Raw genomic sequence first — 22,884 nt, 5'->3', positions numbered from 1 at the left:
TTCCTATTATGGTTCACGCATGGCATTTGCCTTTGCTCTTAGCAAAGGTTTTAACCAGTAATCTAAAACAGTTTTTTTCCCAGTAATTATATCTACCTGAGTTTGCATACCCGGTATGATAGGCTGCTGAGCAATCTGACTTACGGTGGTTTTTATAAAAGCTTGGTAATAAGCGGTGCCGTCTTCTAAATATTGAGCATCGGCGCTGATATAAGTAACCTCGCCTTCCAATCCGCCATAAATCACAAAATCATATGCAGTAAATTTTACCTTTGCAGGCATACCCACTCTTATAAAGCCAATGTCCTTAGGCTGTACTTTGGTATCAATTAAGAGCTGATCATTTTGAGGGACAATCTCCATCATAACTTCACCAGGGTCGATGACACTGCCGATAGAACGCGAGACTATATTTTTAACCGTTCCTCTTACAGGCGCTCTTACCTGTGCTTTTAACAGCCTGTCCTCAAGCGCTTTACTACTTTGTGAAATTTTGGCAAGTTCATTACTCACTTCATCTAACTGATTTTGTGTATCGGCTAAATAATCAAATACAATCGCTTTGCGTTCTTCAAGTACCTGGCTTTTGGCTGCTCTAAGCTGCTGTAGCAGTGCCGTAGCTTGGTTTAGTTCACCTTTCATTGCAATTTCATCGCGTTGTAGCTTAACCAGTTCCATTTCAGCAACGGCTCCAGCATCTACTGCGCTTTGCGTTAACTCTACCTCTCTACTCGTAAGCTTTAAGCTTTGTTTTAACGCTGAAATATTAGCCAGTTGTTCATTACTTGCCTGCTCTTGTTGCAATAAGCTTTGCGTACGCTGCTGTAATTGTGACTCGAGCTGAGTTAAACGAGATGTGTAAGTGTTATAGGCTTGCCTATATACTTCTGGCGACACGCCTTTTCGTGGTATTTCTAGGCGCTGAATTGTGGCTCCAAAACTACTTTTATCATCAAGTTCAACACTTTTAAGCTCTGTTAACAGGCGGTTACGCCTAGCAAGTAAAGACTCTCGCTCTTGGCTTGATTCAGCAAATGCTGCGGCAAAGCGAGTTTCATCAATTAAAAGCAATGGGTCGCCCACTTCAACTAACTGTCCCTCATGTACAAGTACTTCTTTTAATATGCCACCGTCGAGGTTTTCTATTGTTTGTACACGCTGAACAGGAATAACAGTGCCTTGTCCAATAATTACCTCTTCTAGCTTAGCAAACTTGGCCCACAAAACGACTAAAAACAGCAAAATAAAAACAATAATAACCAACCGCTTAGCTTGCTTTGCAGCTTGCAGCTGCCCCATATATAAATCAGCCATTATTTAGACACGCTCCCACTATTGGCATTACTTACTCGCGTCACTTTTTTACTCACCAGTTTTACGCCGCCCGATACTTTTTCGCTAAATAATGATTTGGGGGTTTCTATACTTTTTAATCGGCCATGGTCTATAACAAAAATCCTGTCACATATTGAGAGCATCTCTTTGCGGTGGCTAGAAATAACCACAGTTTCTGTACGCTCTTTTAAAGTTTTAATTAATAGTTTTTCATGCCCTTCATCCATAGCTGAGGAAGGCTCATCTAATAGGAGTAATGAATTATCACTTTGTAATATTGCGCGAGCAATGCAAACAGCTTGTCGTTGTCCTCCAGATAAAAATCGGCCGAATTCGCCTACTTGCGTTTCAAGTCCCGACTCTAAGCGATCAATAAAGCGACTCACACCTGATTGCACAAGCGCTTTTGTCAGCTCCGTTGGGTTGATGTTTTGAGCGCCTAACGTGATATTCTCAAGCACAGTGCCATAAAATAGGCTTGGGCTTTGTGCTACCCAGCCGCTTTGTCTACGTAACGCACTTAAAGACCAGTGTTTTATGTCAATGTCATCTATTAGTAGTTGCCCAGACGTTGCTTTGTATTGACCTGCAATAATAGCCAGTAAGGTAGACTTACCTGACCCTGCTCGTCCATATAAGCCTATTTTTTCACCTGGCTTTATTTCAAAATTAATATTATGAATAGCTTCGAGCTCTTGCTCATGGTACTGAAAACTTAAATAACGCGCTGTAATATTGCCATTTAAAGAAGCATCAATTGTACTTTCGCCACTTTGCTGCTCTTGCTCTAATGCCATTATATTTTTAACTGACTCAATAGCTGTTTGCGTTTGTTTGTACTTTAAAACAAGCCCAGCCAACGAAGATATAGACCCCGATGCTCGACCACTTAACATAACAATAGCAATCAGTGCGCCCATACTAATGTCACCATTACTTATTAAGTAAACACCAAATACAATTAAGCCTATGCTAGTAAATTGACTTAAGCTTGCCACGGTATGTGTAAGCGTTGTAGCACTATGGCGAGACTTGTTCTGCCAATCAACCATTTGAGCGAGTGTTTGCTCAAGCTTTTGCTGCGCATTTGCCTGGCCGTTCATCTGTTTTAATTCAACAAGTTGGTTTAAGTTTTCAATTAAATACGCTTGGCGCTGAGTTGATAACTTAGAGGCTTGCTCTACGCTTTCATTTAATTTAGCTTGTAATACAATACTTGTAATAATAACAATGCTGAGCACAGCAACAGGGATGAGTACAATCAACCCCCCAAGCCAAAATATCAATGCTAAAAACAATAAGGTGAAAGGTAAATCAATAACAGAAACCAATGTGGCAGAAGTAATAAACTCCCTTACACTGTCAAAGTCTTGCACTTGTTTGGCGTAGGCACCTGCAGAGGCTGGGCGTTGCTCAAGCCTCATACCGAGTACTTTAGCGTACAACATACTGCTAATACGTAAATCTATTTGCCTGCCTGCGGCATCAGTTAAATGCCCTCTTGCTTGCTTTAACAACCAGTCAAAAATAATCGCTATTGTGGCACCCGTTGCTAATACCCATAAGGTATCTAACGCTGCATTGGGTACAACACGGTCATACACATTCATAGTAAATAGTGGCACTACTAATGCGAGTAAATTTACCGTTAGTGACGCCAATAATAATGAGTTATAAAATGGTTTTACCTGATCCCACGCAGGCCTTAGCCAACCGGGGATACGGGTATGGAGTTTTTCTGAGCGCTCATCGGTTACATCTTCGTGAGAGAGATACCAAATTAACTCTTTATCAATATCAGTTAACTGCTTTGGTTCCGCTCCATCTTGCGAGCTAAATGTACTTTGTCCCTTACTCTCAAAAAACCAAAAATAGCCATCTTTATCGAGTACCAAAGCTGGATAAGCATAATGCTTAGGCGCAGTTTGCTGCTGAGCGCTCACATTAATATTACTCAATGCTTGTTCTAAATGATGCGCCGAAAATTCATTGCTAGGCAAACCAAGTAACAAGTTATCGCTTTGATGGCGTAAATGCAGGGCATCAGCAATGTGCTTGCCCAGTGCCTGCATTTGTTCTCGTTTTAAATTTAACTTCATACGTTTTGATCGCCGTCTAGGCTTTCATTCATACTTTGAGCAAAAGCAGTGTCGCTGCCACTTGAGCCCTCACTATATGATTGAGCTTGAGCGCCGCTTGAGCTTGAAGTGTTACTTGCTGAAGCTGAAATTGTCACATCCACCTCTTCGGTGGGAGCTTGTTGAGTCTCACCGTTAAGTGTAGAAAACGCATTGAGCGTTAGCGTGAAGCTATCACCTGCATCGGCGTCAATAATTTCGAGAGCTTCAATATCAGCAATATCAACGGTCCACGTATCACCTACTTTTTCTCCAAAGTTAAAGCTGTATCCATCAGGTAAGCCGGTAATTTCAATATAGCCGGTTTCATCTGCTGCAGGGTTTTGCAAGTCTGCATCTAAGTTTAGGGCAATATTGTTGGTTGAATTACTTGTAACATCATTTGCGGCAGTCCATACAGGCGCATCAGCTTGAGGCTCTAACTCAATAATAAACTCTGATGATTGTGTATCACCCACACTTGTTACTGTTTCGCCATTAATTTCTGCGCTATCAACTGTTGCTACATCGACACTCATGTTCAATGTACCAAACGCAAGACCACCGGCATTAAAGTCAAAGTTTTCTATTGAACTGCTATCGCTTGTAATTGTTGCGCTAAAGCCGCCATTACCATCACTGGTAAAGAATACAGTTTCACTCCCAATAGTAATAAACGCTTCGCCGTCAATATACTCAAGAGCACTACTGTCCGAATCGGCTGCTATATTAACCGTTAACTGAATTGTCTCTGAGCCATCAGCCTCTTCACTAAATGCTTCAAGGTCAATAGTTATAGTGTCATCTTCTTGCCCGTCGTAGCTTTCAAACGGCTGCTTAGAAAAATCCAATGCGTCGGCTTCTGGGTTTACTACAACCATAAACGAGGCTGAGGTTTGTACAATTTCACCAGGTGATTCGTCTTGTGTTAGCGCATTTAGGGTTAATTCAAACTCACCACTAAAATCAAGCGGCGGTACAATAATTAAACCAGCTAATTGCTCTGCAGTTACGGTCCAGCTTGTGGTGTCTTCACCATTAAAGGTGCCACCGTCTTTACCGTTATTAACAAGTAAATTACCATCAGCGTCTTTTAGTACGGCATCTTTTGGTACGCCCGAAATAGTAATTGATATAGTTTCAGAGCCATCATCATCTTTTAGAAGCGCGCTTAAGCCTGCTAATGCTATATCGGCATCTTCGCTCCCTTGTGCATCTGCCACTGCTAATACGGCTTCATCGGTTACCGCCTCTACTGCAATACTAATTGTATTAGTAACTTGCGTTGTAGCTGTAGCTGTACCTGTACTTAATTGTGCGGTATCAACTATGGTTGCCGTTATTTGAATATCAATATCAGTTCCTGATTGGTCCTCAATTGGCTCAACGCCAATACCTGCAAGCGCAGCGGCAAACTCTGCTTCTGTCCCGTTATAGGTGTATGTGTTATCGCCGTTGTCGGTAAACATATTATTAGGGTCATATAGCCCCACACCGTCCGGTAAAGTAATAGTAATAGGCTGACTGAAATCAACCTCTTCAACTCCCCCATTTTGCTGAGGGTTTGAATCATCATCCACTTGGTTTAAATCGGTTAATGCTAACGTTAAGCCAAGCGCTGTAGTGCGGTTATCTTCTTTAATTTTGTTAATAGCAGCGCTAAACTCACCACCGTCGGCGACAGGGGTTACATCTATTTCTAAAGATTGAGTGTCATCAATATACTCATCACCACTATCATCATCTACTGCAATAATGGTTACCGGAATGATTAATTGCCCTGAGTAGTCATCGCCTGCACTAGTAAAGCTTAAGTTGCCAAGCGACTCTTCTGGAATAATATACTCAGCAACTTCACCGTCATCCCCAGGGATTGCGATAACACCATCACCTTCAATAATAAGACCTTCAGGTAAGCTGTCTGCACTTATATAAACAGTCACGGTGTCGTTTTCATCATCAGTCAAGCTGGTATTAATATGGCCTGTAAAATCAACAACTTCATCTTCTACAGCATCAACCACTGAAATTTGTAATTGCCCTACTTCAGAAGCTTCTGAGCTGCTCCCTTCACCTGTTACACTAAAGTTAACGGTAAAGTTGTCACTTAATAATACGGCGTGACTGCCATCGGCTACGCGCGCTTTAACAGTAACATCTATATCACCCGTAGAGTTTTGCGCTTCTAAGGTCACATCAGCAAGTAAGTCACTAATTACATCTTGTACTGTGTCACTTGTACCTGCATCAATAGGTATAATCCAACGGCCAGAGCCATCTGGGTACGCCCCATTTGGATGAAGCACCTCTATATTTACGCCATCAGGGAGTATTATTTCTATATGAGTAATAACCTCAGAGCCATCAATATCTTCTTCTGTAAAGCTAACAGCACCTGATAAGCTCATTGTTCTGCTTGAGCTCGTTATTGTTTCATCGGTTGCTTCAAGGCGGGTAACAGCACCACTATTATCGCGCTCGGCACTGCTTTGGGTATCGACTTGCCCGTTTACGGTTACTGTAACTTGACTACTAATGTCTTCACTTACACTGCCTACATCAGATGTATCGGTCACGGTATAAAGTACATCTACAGTAAGCGTGCCTGAGAAATCCTCATCAGGCAGTAAACGCACTCTATCGCTGGCTAAAACATCCTCAAGTGTTGGGTATTCGTCATTAATTAAATCAGCTAAATCATACCCGCTACCTACACTCACTTCGTTGCCATCAACATACAAGGTAGTGTTTGCTGGTATGCCTGTAATTACGGCACCTGTTATTGTTTCTGACCCGTCGCTGTCGATTAAATCGGGATTAAAGTTAAGTGCAATGCGTGTATCTTCATTACCCTCAGACGTTGTTGCTAGGCTTTGCGTATTATTGTCGATTGTTGGGTTAAAGTTTGTGGTTACAGCAATGTTGTAATCATTAGTATCACCATCAGCTTCTGTTGGAACTACTTTAATATTAAAGTTAACTTCACCACTAAAGTCATCAACAGGCGCTAAATAGTAATTCTCCATCTCTGCAGCCGTTAAGCTGTACATTGGCTTGCCGTTAGCATCAGTACCAACAATTGGTAAATCTGCTGGGTCGCCGTTTACATCAACTAGCATTACCGAGTCTGGTAAGTCAGAAATAACTAAGCTAATTGCTTCTGACTGATCCACATCAGAGGTCACAATTAAAAAGTCTAAACGTAGGTTAGTATCTTCCGTACCTTGGGTGTTTTGCAGCGTAAAGTTGTTTTCATCTACCTCTGCAAATGCCCAGTTATCATTGCTATTTTCTTCATCTAGCTCTGGCGGATCTATTTTACCTATAACAGTTAATTGTAGAGTATCTGGCTGTGTACGTGCTTCTTCACCGGTGCTGGTTTCTGTTGCTATGGCTGTAACCGTAATGTCAAATGTAGCATCGGTTGCACGACTGGCATCTTCTTTTTGTTTTAAGAATATGTTCCCTGCTTGCAGCTCTGTATCACTTACTAGCCAATTTCCATCTGTATCTTGAGTTAATACATTTCCATTTTCATCTACGAGCTCAAAACCTTCTGGTAATTCAACTTCAAAACGAAGTGTTTCTGAGCCATCTTCATCTACAAGTAAACCACTAAATAAATCGATAGCTGGGGTGAGCGTATCTTCATCTACGGTTTGGTTTCGCACAAATAAGCGAGGTTCATCAGCAACAGGGGTTATTTTAACCTCTACCTCTCGCGTGATTGATGATGCACTATCATCATTTTCAGCTTCAGTAGCAACTGCAGTAATATCAAAAGTAAACGTGCCTGCTACATGCTCTTCGCCAATTGCAGTTAAGCTTTGTGCCTCTGCTGCGGTTATTTCATCACCGTTTGATAGTTCACGGCCATCGGCACTAACAATTAAGCCCTCTTGTATATTATTAATTATATAAGTGAGTGTTTCTGAACCATCTGTATCTTGCAGTGAAGCGCCAATATTAATAGTAGCTTCGGTATCTTCTGCTGTTGTGTAACTGTAATCGTTTGTGCCATCCCAATCAGGGGTGTCGGCCACTGACTCAACGGCAATAGTATCACTAGCCGACAACTCTCTAGAGGCACTGCCGATGCCAATTGTCGCCTCTATATTTACAGTTACAGATTGGGTTTCATCTGAACTATTTTGCGCAGGTTGAAAAAATAAGTCACTTATTGTCACTGTATCATCAGCGTTAATTGTAATCGTATCGCCAGTGAATACATAGTAGCCATCAACAATCGAAACGTTAGCGTTATCCGTTGCTAAAGCGTCATTGAGGTAAAGTTCACCGCCTTGTAAAGAGGCAACTTCTATTCTAATTTCACTCACTGTTTCGTTTTGATCTATGTCTCCCCGGTCAATACTTATTGTGATTTGGCTACGCGCTGAGTTTACAATGCCATTATCATCAGTTGCATCTTCACGGATATTTTGTGCTGTTACGCTCATCGAACCTTCAGCATCACTAGTGGTCAGTTCGATAATCGAACCTGTCACTTCATCACCATCATTATCTATGACGTTGTAAGTAATTTGTTCATTAAAATCAACACTTGCTGTTTGATCAAATGCAGATGTATCAAATACCACTTTACCACTTTCGTATACTCTCAATGTACCTTGAGTATCGTTACCATTTTCATCTTGCAGAGCCACTTCTTTATAGCTACCGTTGGTATCACTGCCTGAATCAAACGCAGTATATTCAGTACCACCGTAATTAAATGAAGACAGTTTGGCACCATCAGCGCCTGGGTTATTATCATTGCCTACAAAGTCATTGCTGTTTGTGTCTAATAAATCAATAGTCGTGCTTTGCCCCTCGACTAAATTGACTTCAACAGGGTTTGCATCAATTGTTGGTGTATCATCTGTTATTGAAATAGTTACTGACGCGTTATTTGTATCGCCATCAGCATCAACAGCTGTTACATCAAAGCTAATATCCTTCGTATTGGCTCCGTTAGCATCAGGATGTTCTATTGCTGTAAATTGCTCGTAAGTGTAAGAGCCATCAGGATTAAATTTAACGCGTAAAACATCTTCGCCATTTGCTGTAGCGATATACCAGCCATCAGCGTTTTTATCGTTTAATGTAATTGCATTATTTCCATCTGCAGTAACGTAACCTTCGTTGTTAAAGGTTGTTATAAAGTCATCTACAAGCTTAATCTCAATAATCTCGTCAGAGCCTTGGGTAACACTAATTTGCCCTGTTGCCGTTATTGAGTCATTACCTCTAAGGTTAGCTTCATCAACACTTGTAGCTGAGTTAGCTATTACAGGGTCGGTACCGTCGTTTAATGTCACCGTAACATTACTTGTAACTTGTGAACCATCGGTATCTTCTGTGTACACTGGAATCACTATTTGCGGTGCATCTGTGGTATCACCTGTGTGATCTATTGCACCTGAAATTTCGAATGAAATAGCATAGGTGGCAGAGGTTTGTGCATCAACATTCACATCTGGTAAAGTGATTTTAAAGACCTCGGTTGAAGTGCCTTCTAAAATACCTTGTGCGGTACCGTCGCTATTAACTTGCCAAACAATATTTGTGGTGACAGCATTACCGTTTTCATCGAGCGTAGTTTGCGTTAGCTGATTACCATTACTATCAAGCACTGCTGCCCCATCAGTAATACTAACTTGCATGTCCACTACATCATCAAGACCTGCTGTTACTGTAAATGAGGTATCAGTATCAGTATTTGCTTGGCCATCTCCATCTTCGTTATTGTCAGCCACGCTGTTAGGTGTTTCAGAAACATTTAAAGTAATATCATTTTGAGTATGCTCTGCCCCGCCATCATTAACGGTAATGTTTAATGTGGTCGTATTACTGTCCCCATCATTATCGATCACTTCGACTTGCAATGGTACGCCGGTACCTTCTATTGTGTTGTCAAATGGACGGTAAAGCGTAAACTCGTATGTTAAGTTTTGATTACTCGTGCCATTAATGTCGGGTAACGTCGCTACAAAAATTGTTTCTGTACCTTCGCCAGTATTTGCCGTTATCGTTCTTCCATCATCACTTAAAGTGTATACGAGCGCGACACCACCGGCAGTTAAATTTGGTTGTGAATCACTAGAGAATGCTAGCGATGTAATTGTGTCACTGCCAACTGTTGTGCTCACGGTACCTTGCTGAGATACGGTGGTGTTATTAGCGGGGTCTAAACCACTTTCGTCAATGCTAATAGGTGTTTCTGAGGTATCTTCAACTTGAGGCCCACCGCCATCTTGAACGGTTATGGTTACGTTACCCGCACCGCTGATTGCTGTACCATCACTGTCCTCCCCATTAATAGAAAGCGCAAAATCAATATTCTCTCCATTAGGGTTATCAAGGGGTAAGCTTACTGTTGTTTGAACCTTAGCATCTAAATCTTTGCCATTTGCATCTTGCGTTGCACTTACGCTAAAGCGAATAACTTCGCTGCCATTAGCTGAGCCTGTAATTGTTTTTCCGTCTTCACTTAAAACAAAGGTAATAGCAGAGCCTGAACTTGTTAAGTTAAGCGAATCTAAACTTGCAATAGTGTCATCAAAGGTGATTGAATCGGCAACTAATGCATCAGAGCCTGCTACAACATCAAAGGATTTGTTATTCGTGGTAATAACGCCGTAGTCACTTTCAGTGTAGGTGGTTGCTTGGTTAGTAAAACTGCCCGCACTGCCATCTTGTACTGTAAATGTAGCTGTACTGGTAGAGCTACCTACACCGTCGCGATCTGCTATTGTGTATTCAATAGTAAACTGTGGTGAAGGGGTTGAATCACGATTATCTAGTGCGTTAAAGCTCCAAGTGCCATCACTGTTAACCGTTAACGTGCCTTCATCGGTTACTATTATTGCAGGTGTATCGGCTGTTATGTCATCATAGTCAGTGCCATTAAATGTAACGCTTGTAACGGTTGGCTCGCCCTCTACTACACTGTCGTTAATGACTAAGCTACCTGTTGATACTCTACCTGCATCAGTGTCTGCTTCGGTGACTGAAAAGCTGTCGTCACTGCTTTGTGGGGCTGAGTCGGTAATCGTAACGGATGTTGGTACAACGACAAGCTCGGTTGTGCCATCGGCATCTGTTTGCAGCGCATCGACAAAAATATCTGTTAGTAAACTTTCACTTTCATGATCAATGGGGGCATGTAACGTGGTAGTAAGCTCACCGCCAGCAAGCGCCACACTTAACACTAAGTTGCCTTGAGAGTCTTTAACTTCTAACGATAAACCATCATTTGCTAAGGTAACAGTTACAGGGTTTCCATCTACCGTTAAGCCTTCAAGGCCAGATTGATTTGTACTTAATGTAAGGTCAGCGTTATCTATTTCTATTGAACTAGTCGCTGAGCTTGTGCCACCACTTGCAGTATTACTTTCGTTTAATGTTTGGCTATCAAGCGCATCTAATGTGGGTGCGATATCTTGCGCTGTGTTTCCTGCAGAATCGGTAACGGTTGCTGTAATAGTCCACGACTGTGTATCATCAAGCTCAGATACATCTATACCGTTAACAGTCCAAGTTCCACCATTTGCTACTGCTGCAGTCACTATTTCACTAGTAGTGCCATCAAAAATCGTAAGTGTAACGATAGAACCTGGTTCAGCATCGGTTGTACCATTTAACGTGGTTACTTCACCGTCTTTAAATGATCTACTGTTAATGCCGCTTTCACCAGTATCAATATCAATATTAATGGTGGTGTCTTTAGTGAAAGTTGTTGAATTAGTCGCTAAATTGCCCTCAATATCAAGTGCGCTCACTTCTGCGGTAATCTCTCCATCAGCAAGTTCTGATATATCAGTGGCGTTGATTGACCACTCACCCGCGGCATTAATAACTACATTTTCGACTGTGACTTTGTCACCATTTACATCGGTAAAGACCACCGTGGCGGTTTGATTTTCATCAGCCTCTTCTATTACACCGCTTACTACAACATTACCCTGCTCATCAGTATTAACAACGTCATCGCCTGCTGCCATTTCAATGGTGGTTGCTGCGGTTTTATCGTGAATGGCTGTGTCTGTATCGGTTGCGGTATTGCCTGCAACATCACTTACGGTGGCTGTGGCTGTTAATGTACCGTCATCTAGCCCTGATAAATCAGCACCGATAATCGTGTAGGCATTATTAATAACCGTCGCTTCAAAGCTGCGCTCATTACCCGCTGCATCCTTTACAACCACCGTGACTGTTTGGTTATCTTCAACGCCGGTTGTAGTTCCAGTGATTTCAACATTGGTGTTTTCACCATTGCCGTTTATTACGTTGTCACTTGTATCGTTTATATCTACCGTTACGGCAACTGTGGTGTCTTTAGTAAAGCTGGTTTCGTTTGTGGCTAAATTGCCTTCAACATCTAATGCGCTAACACTTGCTGTAATTTCACCATCTGCTAGCGTTGAAATATCCGTAGCCGCTATTTGCCATTCACCATCTGCATCAATAGCTACGTTTTCAACAGTGACTTTGTCTCCGTTCACATCGGTAAAGACAACCGTGGCAGTTTGGCTTGTATCTGCTTCTTCTATTACACCGCTTACTACTACGTTTTCTTGCTCTGCGGTATTAATAAATGCATCATCGCCGGTTGCCACATCAATACTGGTCACAGCTGTTTTATCATGAGTCACTGTATCTGTATCTGTTGCGTTATTGCCTGCTATATCACTTACCGTAGCTGTAGCGCTGAGCGTACCATCATCTAGGCTACTGGCATCAATCGGATCGGTAACGTATTCGCCGTTTTGCACAAGCGCCGTGGTTTCAACTTGGTTTGTGCCATCACTGATGATCACCGTCACGGTTTGGCCATCTTCTACATCGGTTACTGTACCGCGCACGACCATGGCGGCGCTTTCGCCGTTGCCATTAATCACGCCGTCGGCGGTTTTATCAATGCTGGTTGTAATAACTGCGGTGTTATCAAGCTCGACTGCATCTTGTGCTGAAATTGGATTGCCTGCCACATCGGATACGCTGGCTGTGGCAGTGAGTGTGCCATCGTTTAGTGCGCTTGCATCAATCGGATCGGTAACGTATTCGCCGTTTTGTACAAGCGCCGTGGTTTCAACTTGGTTTGTGCCATCACTGATGATCACCGTCACGGTTTGACCGTCTTCTACATCGCTCACCGTGCCGCGCACGACCATGGCGGCGCTTTCACCGTTGCCATTAATCACGCCATCGGCGGTTTTATCAATACTAGTTGTGATCGCTGCGGTGTTATCAAGTTCGACGCTATCTTGCGCGTTTACAGGGTTACCTGCCACATCGGATACGCTGGCTGTGGCGGTGAGTGTGCCATCGTTTAGTGCGCTTGCATCAATCGGATCGGTGACGTATTCGCCGTTTTGTACAAGTGCCGTGGTTTCAACTTGGTTTGTGCCATCACTGATGATCACCGTCACGGTTTGGCCGTCTTCCACATCAGTCACAGTACCACGCACGACCATAGCGGCGCTTTCGCCGTTGCCATTAATCACGCCGTCGGCGGTTTTATCAATGCTGGTTGTGATCGCTGCGGTGTTATCAAGTTCAACTGTATCCTCAGCTGTAACAGGGTTACCTGCCACATCGGATACGCTGGCGGTAGCAGTGAGTGTGCCGTCGTTTAGTGCGCTTGCATCAATCGGATCAGTAACATACTCGCCATTTTGAACGGTTGCTTGAACTTCAATTGGCGCGTTTATACCATCGCTCAAAGTGATGGTAACAGTTTGGCCGTCTTCAACATCAGTCACTGTGCCACGTATAACCATGGCGGCGCTTTCGCCGTTGCCATTAATCACGCCGTCGGCTGTTTTATCAATGCTGGTTGTAATAACTGCTGTGTTATCAAGCTCAACTGCATCTTGTGCTGAAATTGGATTGCCAGCCACATCAGACACGCTAGCTGTGGCGGTGAGTGTCCCGTCGTTTAATGCGCTTGCATCAATCGGATCGGTAACGTATTCGCCGTTTTGCACAAGCGCTGTGGTTTCAACTTGGTTTGTGCCATCACTGATGATCACCGTCACGGTTTGACCGTCTTCTACATCGCTCACCGTGCCGCGCACGACCATAGCGGCGCTTTCGCCATTACCATTAATCACGCCGTCGGCGGTTTTATCAATACTAGTTGTGATCGCTGCGGTGTTATCAAGTTCTACGCTATCTTGCGCGTTTACAGGGTTACCTGCCACATCGGATACGCTGGCTGTGGCGGTGAGTGTGCCATCGTTTAGTGCGCTTGCATCAATCGGATCGGTGACGTATTCGCCGTTTTGTACAAGTGCCGTGGTTTCAACTTGGTTTGTGCCATCACTGATGATCACCGTCACGGTTTGGCCGTCTTCCACATCAGTCACAGTACCACGCACGACCATAGCGGCGCTTTCGCCGTTGCCATTAATCACGCCGTCGGCGGTTTTATCAATGCTGGTTGTGATCGCTGCGGTGTTATCAAGTTCAACTGTACCCTCAGCTGTAACAGGGTTACCTGCCACATCGGATACGCTGGCGGTAGCAGTGAGTGTGCCGTCGTTTAGTGCACTTGCATCAATCGGATCAGTAACATACTCGTCATTTTGAACGGTTGCTTGAACTTCAATTGGCGCGTTTATACCATCGCTCAAAGTGATGGTAACAGTTTGGCCGTCTTCAACATCAGTCACTGTGCCACGTATAACCATGGCGGCGCTTTCGCCGTTGCCATTAATCACGCCGTCGGCTGTTTTATCAATGCTGGTTGTAATAACTGCTGTGTTATCAAGCTCAACTGCATCTTGTGCTGAAATTGGATTGCCAGCCACATCAGACACGCTAGCTGTGGCGGTGAGTGTCCCGTCGTTTAATGCGCTTGCATCAATCGGATCGGTAACGTATTCGCCGTTTTGCACAAGCGCTGTGGTTTCAACTTGGTTTGTGCCATCACTGATGATCACCGTCACGGTTTGACCGTCTTCTACATCGCTCACCGTGCCGCGCACGACCATAGCGGCGCTTTCGCCATTACCATTAATCACGCCGTCGGCGGTTTTATCAATACTAGTTGTGATCGCTGCGGTGTTATCAAGTTCTACGCTATCTTGCGCGTTTACAGGGTTACCTGCCACATCGGATACGCTGGCTGTGGCGGTGAGTGTGCCATCGTTTAGTGCGCTTGCGTCAATCGGGTCGGTAACGTATTCGCCGTTTTGTACAAGTGCCGTGGTTTCAACTTGGTTTGTGCCATCACTGATGATCACCGTCACGGTTTGACCATCTTCAACATCAGTCACTGTGCCACGTATAACCATGGCGGCGCTTTCGCCGTTGCCGTTAATCACGCCGTCGGCTGTTTTATCAATACTAGTTGTGATCACTGCGGTGTTATCAAGTTCTACGCTATCTTGCGCATTTACAGGGTTACCTGCCACATCGGATACGCTGGCGGTAGCGGTGAGTGTGCCATCGTTTAATGCGCTTGCATCAATCGGATCAGTAACATACTCGCCATTTTGAACGGTTGCTTGAACTTCAATTGGCGCGTTTATACCATCGCTCAAAGTGATGGTAACAGTTTGGCCGTCTTCAACATCAGTCACTGTGCCACGTATAACCATGGCGGCGCTTTCGCCGTTGCCATTAATCACGCCGTCGGCTGTTTTATCAATGCTGGTTGTAATAACTGCTGTGTTATCAAGCTCAACTGCATCTTGTGCTGAAATTGGATTGCCAGCCACATCTGACACGCTAGCTGTGGCGGTGAGTGTCCCGTCGTTTAATGCGCTTGCATCAATCGGATCGGTAACGTATTCGCCGTTTTGCACAAGCGCTGTGGTTTCAACTTGGTTTGTGCCATCACCGATGATCACCGTCACGGTTTGACCGTCTTCTACATCGCTCACCGTGCCGCGCACGACCATAGCGGCGCTTTCGCCATTACCATTAATCACGCCGTCGGCGGTTTTATCAATACTAGTTGTGATCGCTGCGGTGTTATCAAGTTCTACGCTATCTTGCGCGTTTACAGGGTTACCTGCCACATCGGATACGCTGGCTGTGGCGGTGAGTGTGCCATCGTTTAGTGCGCTTGCATCAATCGGATCGGTGACGTATTCGCCGTTTTGTACAAGTGCCGTGGTTTCAACTTGGTTTGTGCCATCACTGATGATCACCGTCACGGTTTGGCCGTCTTCCACATCAGTCACAGTACCACGCACGACCATAGCGGCGCTTTCGCCGTTGCCATTAATCACGCCGTCGGCGGTTTTATCAATGCTGGTTGTGATCGCTGCGGTGTTATCAAGTTCAACTGTACCCTCAGCTGTAACAGGGTTACCTGCCACATCGGATACGCTGGCGGTAGCAGTGAGTGTGCCGTCGTTTAGTGCACTTGCATCAATCGGATCAGTAACATACTCGCCATTTTGAACGGTTGCTTGAACTTCAATTGGCGCGTTTATACCATCGCTCAAAGTGATGGTAACAGTTTGGCCGTCTTCAACATCAGTCACTGTGCCACGTATAACCATGGCGGCGCTTTCGCCGTTGCCATTAATCACGCCGTCGGCTGTTTTATCAATGCTGGTTGTAATAACTGCTGTGTTATCAAGCTCAACTGCATCTTGTGCTGAAATTGGATTGCCAGCCACATCAGACACGCTAGCTGTGGCGGTGAGTGTCCCGTCGTTTAATGCGCTTGCATCAATCGGATCGGTAACGTATTCGCCGTTTTGCACAAGCGCTGTGGTTTCAACTTGGTTTGTGCCATCACTGATGATCACCGTCACGGTTTGACCGTCTTCTACATCGCTCACCGTGCCGCGCACGACCATAGCGGCGCTTTCGCCATTACCATTAATCACGCCGTCGGCGGTTTTATCAATACTAGTTGTGATCGCTGCGGTGTTATCAAGTTCTACGCTATCTTGCGCGTTTACAGGGTTACCTGCCACATCGGATACGCTGGCTGTGGCGGTGAGTGTGCCATCGTTTAGTGCGCTTGCGTCAATCGGGTCGGTAACGTATTCGCCGTTTTGTACAAGTGCCGTGGTTTCAACTTGGTTTGTGCCATCACTGATGATCACCGTCACGGTTTGACCATCTTCAACATCAGTCACTGTGCCACGTATAACCATGGCGGCGCTTTCGCCGTTGCCGTTAATCACGCCGTCGGCTGTTTTATCAATACTAGTTGTGATCACTGCGGTGTTATCAAGTTCTACGCTATCTTGCGCATTTACAGGGTTACCTGCCACATCGGATACGCTGGCGGTAGCGGTGAGTGTGCCATCGTTTAATGCGCTTGCATCAATCGGATCAGTAACATACTCGCCATTTTGAACGGTTGCTTGAACTTCAATTGGCGCGTTTATACCATCGCTCAAAGTGATGGTAACAGTTTGGCCGTCTTCAACATCAGTCACTGTGCCACGTATAACCATGGCGGCGCTTTCGCCGTTGCCATTAATCACGCCGTCGGCTGTTTTATCAATGCTGGTTGTAATAACTGCTGTGTTATCAAGCTCAACTGCATCTTGTGCTGAAATTGGATTGCCAGCCACATCTGACACGCTAGCTGTGGCGGTGAGTGTCCCGTCGTTTAATGCGCTTGCATCAATCGGATCGGTAACGTATTCGCCGTTTTGCACAAGCGCTGTGGTTTCAACTTGGTTTGTGCCATCACCGATGATCACCGTCACGGTTTGACCGTCTTCTACATCGCTCACCGTCCCACGCACGACCATGGCGGCGCTTTCGCCATTACCATTAATCACGCCATCGGCGGTTTTATCAATACTAGTTGTGATCGCTGCGGTGTTATCAAGTTCGACGCTATCTTGCGCGTTTACAGGGTTACCTGCCACATCGGATACGCTGGCTGTGGCGGTGAGTGTGCCATCGTTTAGTGCGCTTGCATCAATCGGATCGGTGACGTATTCGCCGTTTTGTACAAGCGCCGTGGTTTCAACTTGGTTTGTGCCATCACTGATGATCACCGTCACAGTTTGGCCGTCTTCCACATCAGTCACAGTACCACGCACGACCATGGCGGCGCTTTCGCCGTTGCCATTAATCACGCCGTCGGCGGTTTTATCAATGCTGGTTGTGATCGCTGCGGTGTTGTCAAGTTCAACTGTATCCTCAGCTGTAACAGGGTTACCTGCCACATCGGATACGCTGGCGGTAGCAGTGAGTGTGCCGTCGTTTAGTGCGCTTGCATCAATCGGATCAGTAACATACTCGCCATTTTGAACGGTTGCTTGAACTTCAATTGGCGCGTTTATACCATCGCTCAAAGTGATGGTAACAGTTTGGCCGTCTTCAACATCAGTCACTGTGCCACGTATAACCATGGCGGCGCTTTCGCCGTTGCCATTAATCACGCCGTCGGCTGTTTTATCAATGCTGGTTGTAATAACTGCTGTGTTATCAAGCTCAACTGCATCTTGTGCTGAAATTGGATTGCCAGCCACATCAGACACGCTAGCTGTGGCGGTGAGTGTCCCGTCGTTTAATGCGCTTGCATCAATCGGATCGGTAACGTATTCGCCGTTTTGCACAAGCGCTGTGGTTTCAACTTGGTTTGTGCCATCACCGATGATCACCGTCACGGTTTGACCGTCTTCTACATCGCTCACCGTGCCGCGCACGACCATAGCGGCGCTTTCGCCATTACCATTAATCACGCCGTCGGCGGTTTTATCAATGCTGGTTGTGAGCGCTGCGGTGTTATCAAGTTCTACGCTATCTTGCGCGTTTACAGGGTTACCCGCTAAATCTGACACGCTTGCTGTAGCGGTGAGCGTGCCGTCATTTAATGCGCTTGCGTCAATCGGGTCGGTAACGTATTCGCCGTTTTGTACAAGTGCCGTGGTTTCAACTTGGTTTGTGCCATCACTGATGATCACCGTCACGGTTTGACCATCTTCAACATCAGTCACTGTGCCACGTATAACCATGGCGGCGCTTTCGCCGTTGCCGTTAATCACGCCGTCGGCTGTTTTATCAATACTAGTTGTGATCACTGCGGTGTTATCAAGTTCTACGCTATCTTGCGCATTTACAGGGTTACCTGCCACATCGGATACGCTGGCGGTAGCGGTGAGTGTGCCATCGTTTAATGCGCTTGCATCAATCGGATCAGTAACATACTCGCCATTTTGAACGGTTGCTTGAACTTCAATTGGCGCGTTTATACCATCGCTCAAAGTGATGGTAACAGTTTGGCCGTCTTCAACATCAGTCACTGTGCCACGTATAACCATGGCGGCGCTTTCGCCGTTGCCATTAATCACGCCGTCGGCTGTTTTATCAATGCTGGTTGTAATAACTGCTGTGTTATCAAGCTCAACTGCATCTTGTGCTGAAATTGGATTGCCAGCCACATCAGACACGCTAGCTGTGGCGGTGAGTGTCCCGTCATTTAGTGCGCTTGCATCAATCGGATCGGTAACGTATTCGCCGATTTGCACAAGCGCCGTGGTTTCAACTTGGTTTGTACCATCGCTGATAATAACAGTAACAGTTTGGCCATCTTCAACATCGCTAACTGTTCCGCGCACAACAATGGCTGCACTTTCGCCGTTATCGTTAATAACGCCATCGGCTGTTTTATCAATGCTTGTGATAATGGCGGCAGTGTTATCGAGCTCAACGCTATCTTGCGCACTTACAGGGTTACCAGCTAAATCAGACGCTGTAGCAGTGGCCGTTAATGTGCCGTCGTTTAAGCTGCTTGCATCAATAGGAGTTGTTACATATTCGCCATTTTCTACAATGGCTTGCACTTCAACCGGTGGGTTAACACCATCGCTAATAGTAACCGTAACTGTTTGACCATCTTCAACATCGCTAACTGTTCCACGCACAACAATGGCTGCACTTTCGCCGTTACCGTTAATAACGCCATCGGCTGTTTTATCAATGCTTGTGGTAATGGCGGCAGTGTTATCGAGCTCAACGCTATCTTGTGCGCTTACAGGGTTGCCCGCGATATCAGATACACTTGCAGTAGCGGTTAATGTGCCGTCGTTTAAGCTACTTGCATCAATAGGAGTTGTTACATATTCACCATTGATCACGGTTGCAGTTGTAGTCACCGCAGGGTTAACGCCATCGCTTATTGTTACAGTAACTATTTGGCCATCTTCTACATCTTCTACAGTACCGCGTACAACAATGGCTGCACTTTCGCCGCTGCCGTTAATAACACCGTCGGCTGTTTTATCAATGTTGGTTGTAATGTCTGCTAATTTGTCTATTTCAACGGTGTCTCTTGCTGTGGCTTCATTGCCAGCTAAATCAGAGACGTCGGCTCTTGCCACAATATCGCCATCGTTTAAAGAGCTTGCATCTATAGGAGCTGTGACATATTCACCATTTTGTACAATTGCTTGCACAGCTATATCTGGGTTTACACCATCCCTTAGGGTGATAGTTACAACTTGGCCATCTTCAATGCCACTCACGGTGCCACGCACAACAATTTCTTGATTTTCGTTACTGCCATTAATAACCGAATCAGCTGTTTTATCAATGCTAGTTGTGATTGCTGCAGTTGTGTCTATTTCAACATTATCTTGGGCACTAATAGGGTTACCGGCTGCATCTGCAACCTCTGCTGTGGCGATCATAGTGCCATCATTTAAGCCTGTTGCGTCCATTGGCTCTGTAACATATTGACCATTTTGAACTACAGCCTGAGTAATTACCGGAGGGTTAATACCGTCGCTCAACGTTACAGTAACTATTTGGCCATCTTCAACATCTTCTACAGTACCGCGTACAACCACACCTGCATTTTCTGCTGTATTAACATTATCGCGAAGATCGTCGTCTTGCCCGTTAATCACTCCATCATCTGTTTTATCTATTGATGCAGTTATTAATGCGCTGTTATCTATTTCAAAAGAATCTTCTGCAACTGCGGTATTTCCAGCTGTATCAAGCACACTTGCTGATACCGAAATATCGCCATCATTAAGTGCAGAAATATCCACACCTGAAAGCGCGTAATTACCATTTTCAACAATTGCGGTAACAACCACTTCATTGCCTACAGAGTCTGTAAATATAATGGTAACTTCTTGGCCATCTTCAACACCATTTACTATGCCGCTAAGCGAAATATCGGTGTTTTCAGCGCTGCCATTTATAACGCCATCTTCAGTTTTATCAATATTAAGTGTTAGCGTGCTTTGAGTGTCTTTTGCAAAAGTAACCTCTTGAGTGGCCTCATTTCCAGCTGCATCAAAAATACTTATTTGCGCTGAGATTTCGCCATCAGCTAAAGATTCAATATCACCGCTAATTTGCCAATTCCCATCAGCATCAACTTCAGCTGTTACTACTACTTGCTGATTATTACTATCCGTAAAAGTAACGGTAACTAATTGGCCTGGCTCAATATCTGTAACCGAGCCACTAAGTTGTACATTATTTTGCTCGGCGCTATTAATAACCCCATCAATATCTTGTGCTACTATGCTTGTTGCAACAGAGCTGTCATATTGCGCTTCATCGCTCGCGCTTGCTGGGTTTCCTGAAATATCTTGAGCAGTTGCATTTGCACTAATAGTGCCATCATTTAACGATGAAATATCAACACCGGCTATTTCATAACTGCCATTAACTACGATTGCCGTTAATGTAATTGGAGGGTTAACACCGTCACTCAATACAACAGTCACTGTTTGGCCGTCTTCAATACCAGTTACTACCCCTCGTACAGTTACGTTACTCTCTTCTTCGCTATTGATAACGCCATCTTGTGTTGAGTCTATTTCGACGGTGAGCTGTGCTGTTTTATCATGTGAAATAACCTGAGACGCGGTGCTTTCGTTACCTAATAAATCTTGTGCTTGTGCGGTTGCTGTGATCTCTCCATCACTTAACGAAGAAATATCGACTTCTAATTGGTACTGGCCATTTTCAACAACAGCCTCAACACTCACTTCATTGCCATCTATGTCTGTTAAGGTTACTAAGACTGTTTGACCATCTTCAATACCTTCAACTGTTCCGCTTACTTGTACTACGTTTTCTGAGTTATTTATTACGCCATCTTCGGTTTCATTAACGTCTATTGTTATAATGGCCGTAGTATCTTTTGAAAATGATTTTTGAGTTTGCGTGTCATTACCCGCTTCATCAATGGTACTAACTTGTATGGTGTAATTTCCATCCGGTAAATCGGCAAAAGGCTCAGGGCCAACACTCCATTGACCATTAGTGACTGTTGCCTCATACGTTGTTATAGGGTTACCTTGCGCATCAAAAATGGTCACTGTTACCAGCTGTCCATCTTGCACATCTTGCACTTCACCTTCAAAATCAATTGGTTGATTAGTGTTTAAGCCATCCTCAAAATCAATAAAAATATCTGCTTGAGTATCTTTTACTTTAGTTTCACTGGCTGCATCATCTTCGTTGCCCCCTACAAGAGAAACCGTTGCAGTCACTTCACCATCATTTAGAGCAGTAATATCAATATTTGTTACAGACCAAACACCATCTTGCACTTCGGTTGTAACAATTATTTCGTTGCCGTCGCTATCACTTAAAACTATTTGTACTAACGAGCCATCGGGTACATTTTCAACAGTACCGGAAAATTCCAAAGCCACAGCATCGTATTTATTAATAAACACACCATCGCCACCGAGCTGACCTACAGTAAAAATAGGGTCGGGTCTAAACTCAATAAAATTAGGATCTTCTTCTTCTGTTGTTTCGGTAGGTGTTGTTTCATAGCCTGATTCAGGAACAAGTTCCTGCCCTTGGCGAGCAATAAGTTGATAGGCCACTTGAGCTTCATTAGCATCACTTGAAGATAAAGATGTAACGCTACTGGTATTGCTGCGGGCGTCAAAGGTACTATTTTGGCTTAAATCCGATACAAGCTGTGAAATAATATCTTGAGGTACAACAAGCTGTTCACTGGCTTCAGAAAAAACCAGCTCGTTCCCCTCTAGCGCAATGTCGCTGCTATTTAACACAGGCAGATCGGCAAATTGCTCTGGTATAGAGTCTACCTTGACCCAATCTCCATTATCCATAACAACCCAGACATCACTTAGTAGTTCGACAATAACAACAGCTTTACTTATATTTTCCAAAGTGAATTTCCTAAATAGTTAATGAGAGTAAATAGCGGCTTAGCCAAAAGGTAGCTCTAATCGTTACAAAATCCAGTCAATGATACAAAAAAAATAACATCTTACAGTACCTTTTTACTGGATTTTATAGTGGTTAAGTTTGAAATATAGTTATTATTTATAAGATAATATCAAAATTGCAATACAAAACAATTAGAAAAATGTAACTGCTATATGTATACAACGTATGAAGGGGTGATTTGGATTCAATAAACTTAGTTATTTGTAAATTTATATGTTAGCAATTTTATTGGGAATAAATTAACATCCCTAAAGGTAGTTTCATT

General features: G+C 44.3%; 3 protein-coding genes. All 3 read right to left on the bottom strand.

The features are described from left to right. Positions 1-6 precede the first annotated feature (6 nt). From SJY38_RS02020 to SJY38_RS02010, 3 genes are read right to left on the bottom strand one after another with little or no spacing between them, the layout of a single operon-like run. Complete coding sequence (locus SJY38_RS02020; RefSeq protein ID WP_377109222.1) at positions 7-1,314, bottom strand: HlyD family type I secretion periplasmic adaptor subunit; 1,308 nt, start codon at positions 1,312-1,314, stop codon at positions 7-9. Continuing rightward, entirely contained in the window at positions 1,314-3,434 is a 2,121-nt protein-coding gene (locus tag SJY38_RS02015) for an ATP-binding cassette domain-containing protein (protein WP_377109221.1), read from the bottom strand. Before SJY38_RS02015 ends, SJY38_RS02020 begins: the two co-directional genes overlap by 1 nt. Next, on the bottom strand, positions 3,431-22,558 hold the full coding sequence (locus SJY38_RS02010) for an Ig-like domain-containing protein (protein ID WP_377109220.1): 19,128 nt from the start codon (positions 22,556-22,558) through the stop codon (positions 3,431-3,433). Before SJY38_RS02010 ends, SJY38_RS02015 begins: the two co-directional genes overlap by 4 nt. Positions 22,559-22,884: the final 326 nt, after the last annotated feature.

Source organism: Pseudoalteromonas sp. R86517, assembly GCF_042466295.1.
Classification (GTDB): Bacteria; Pseudomonadota; Gammaproteobacteria; order Enterobacterales; family Alteromonadaceae; genus Pseudoalteromonas; species Pseudoalteromonas atlantica.
This window is presented reverse-complemented; position numbering and strand designations above follow the sequence as displayed.

Excerpts from the sequence above, each read along its gene's own strand:
- SJY38_RS02020 (WP_377109222.1), bottom strand. The coding sequence starts at position 1,314 with ATGGCTGATTTATATATGGGGCAGCTGCAAGCTGCAAAGCAAGCTAAG.
- SJY38_RS02015 (WP_377109221.1), bottom strand. The coding sequence starts at position 3,434 with ATGAAGTTAAATTTAAAACGAGAACAAATGCAGGCACTGGGCAAGCAC.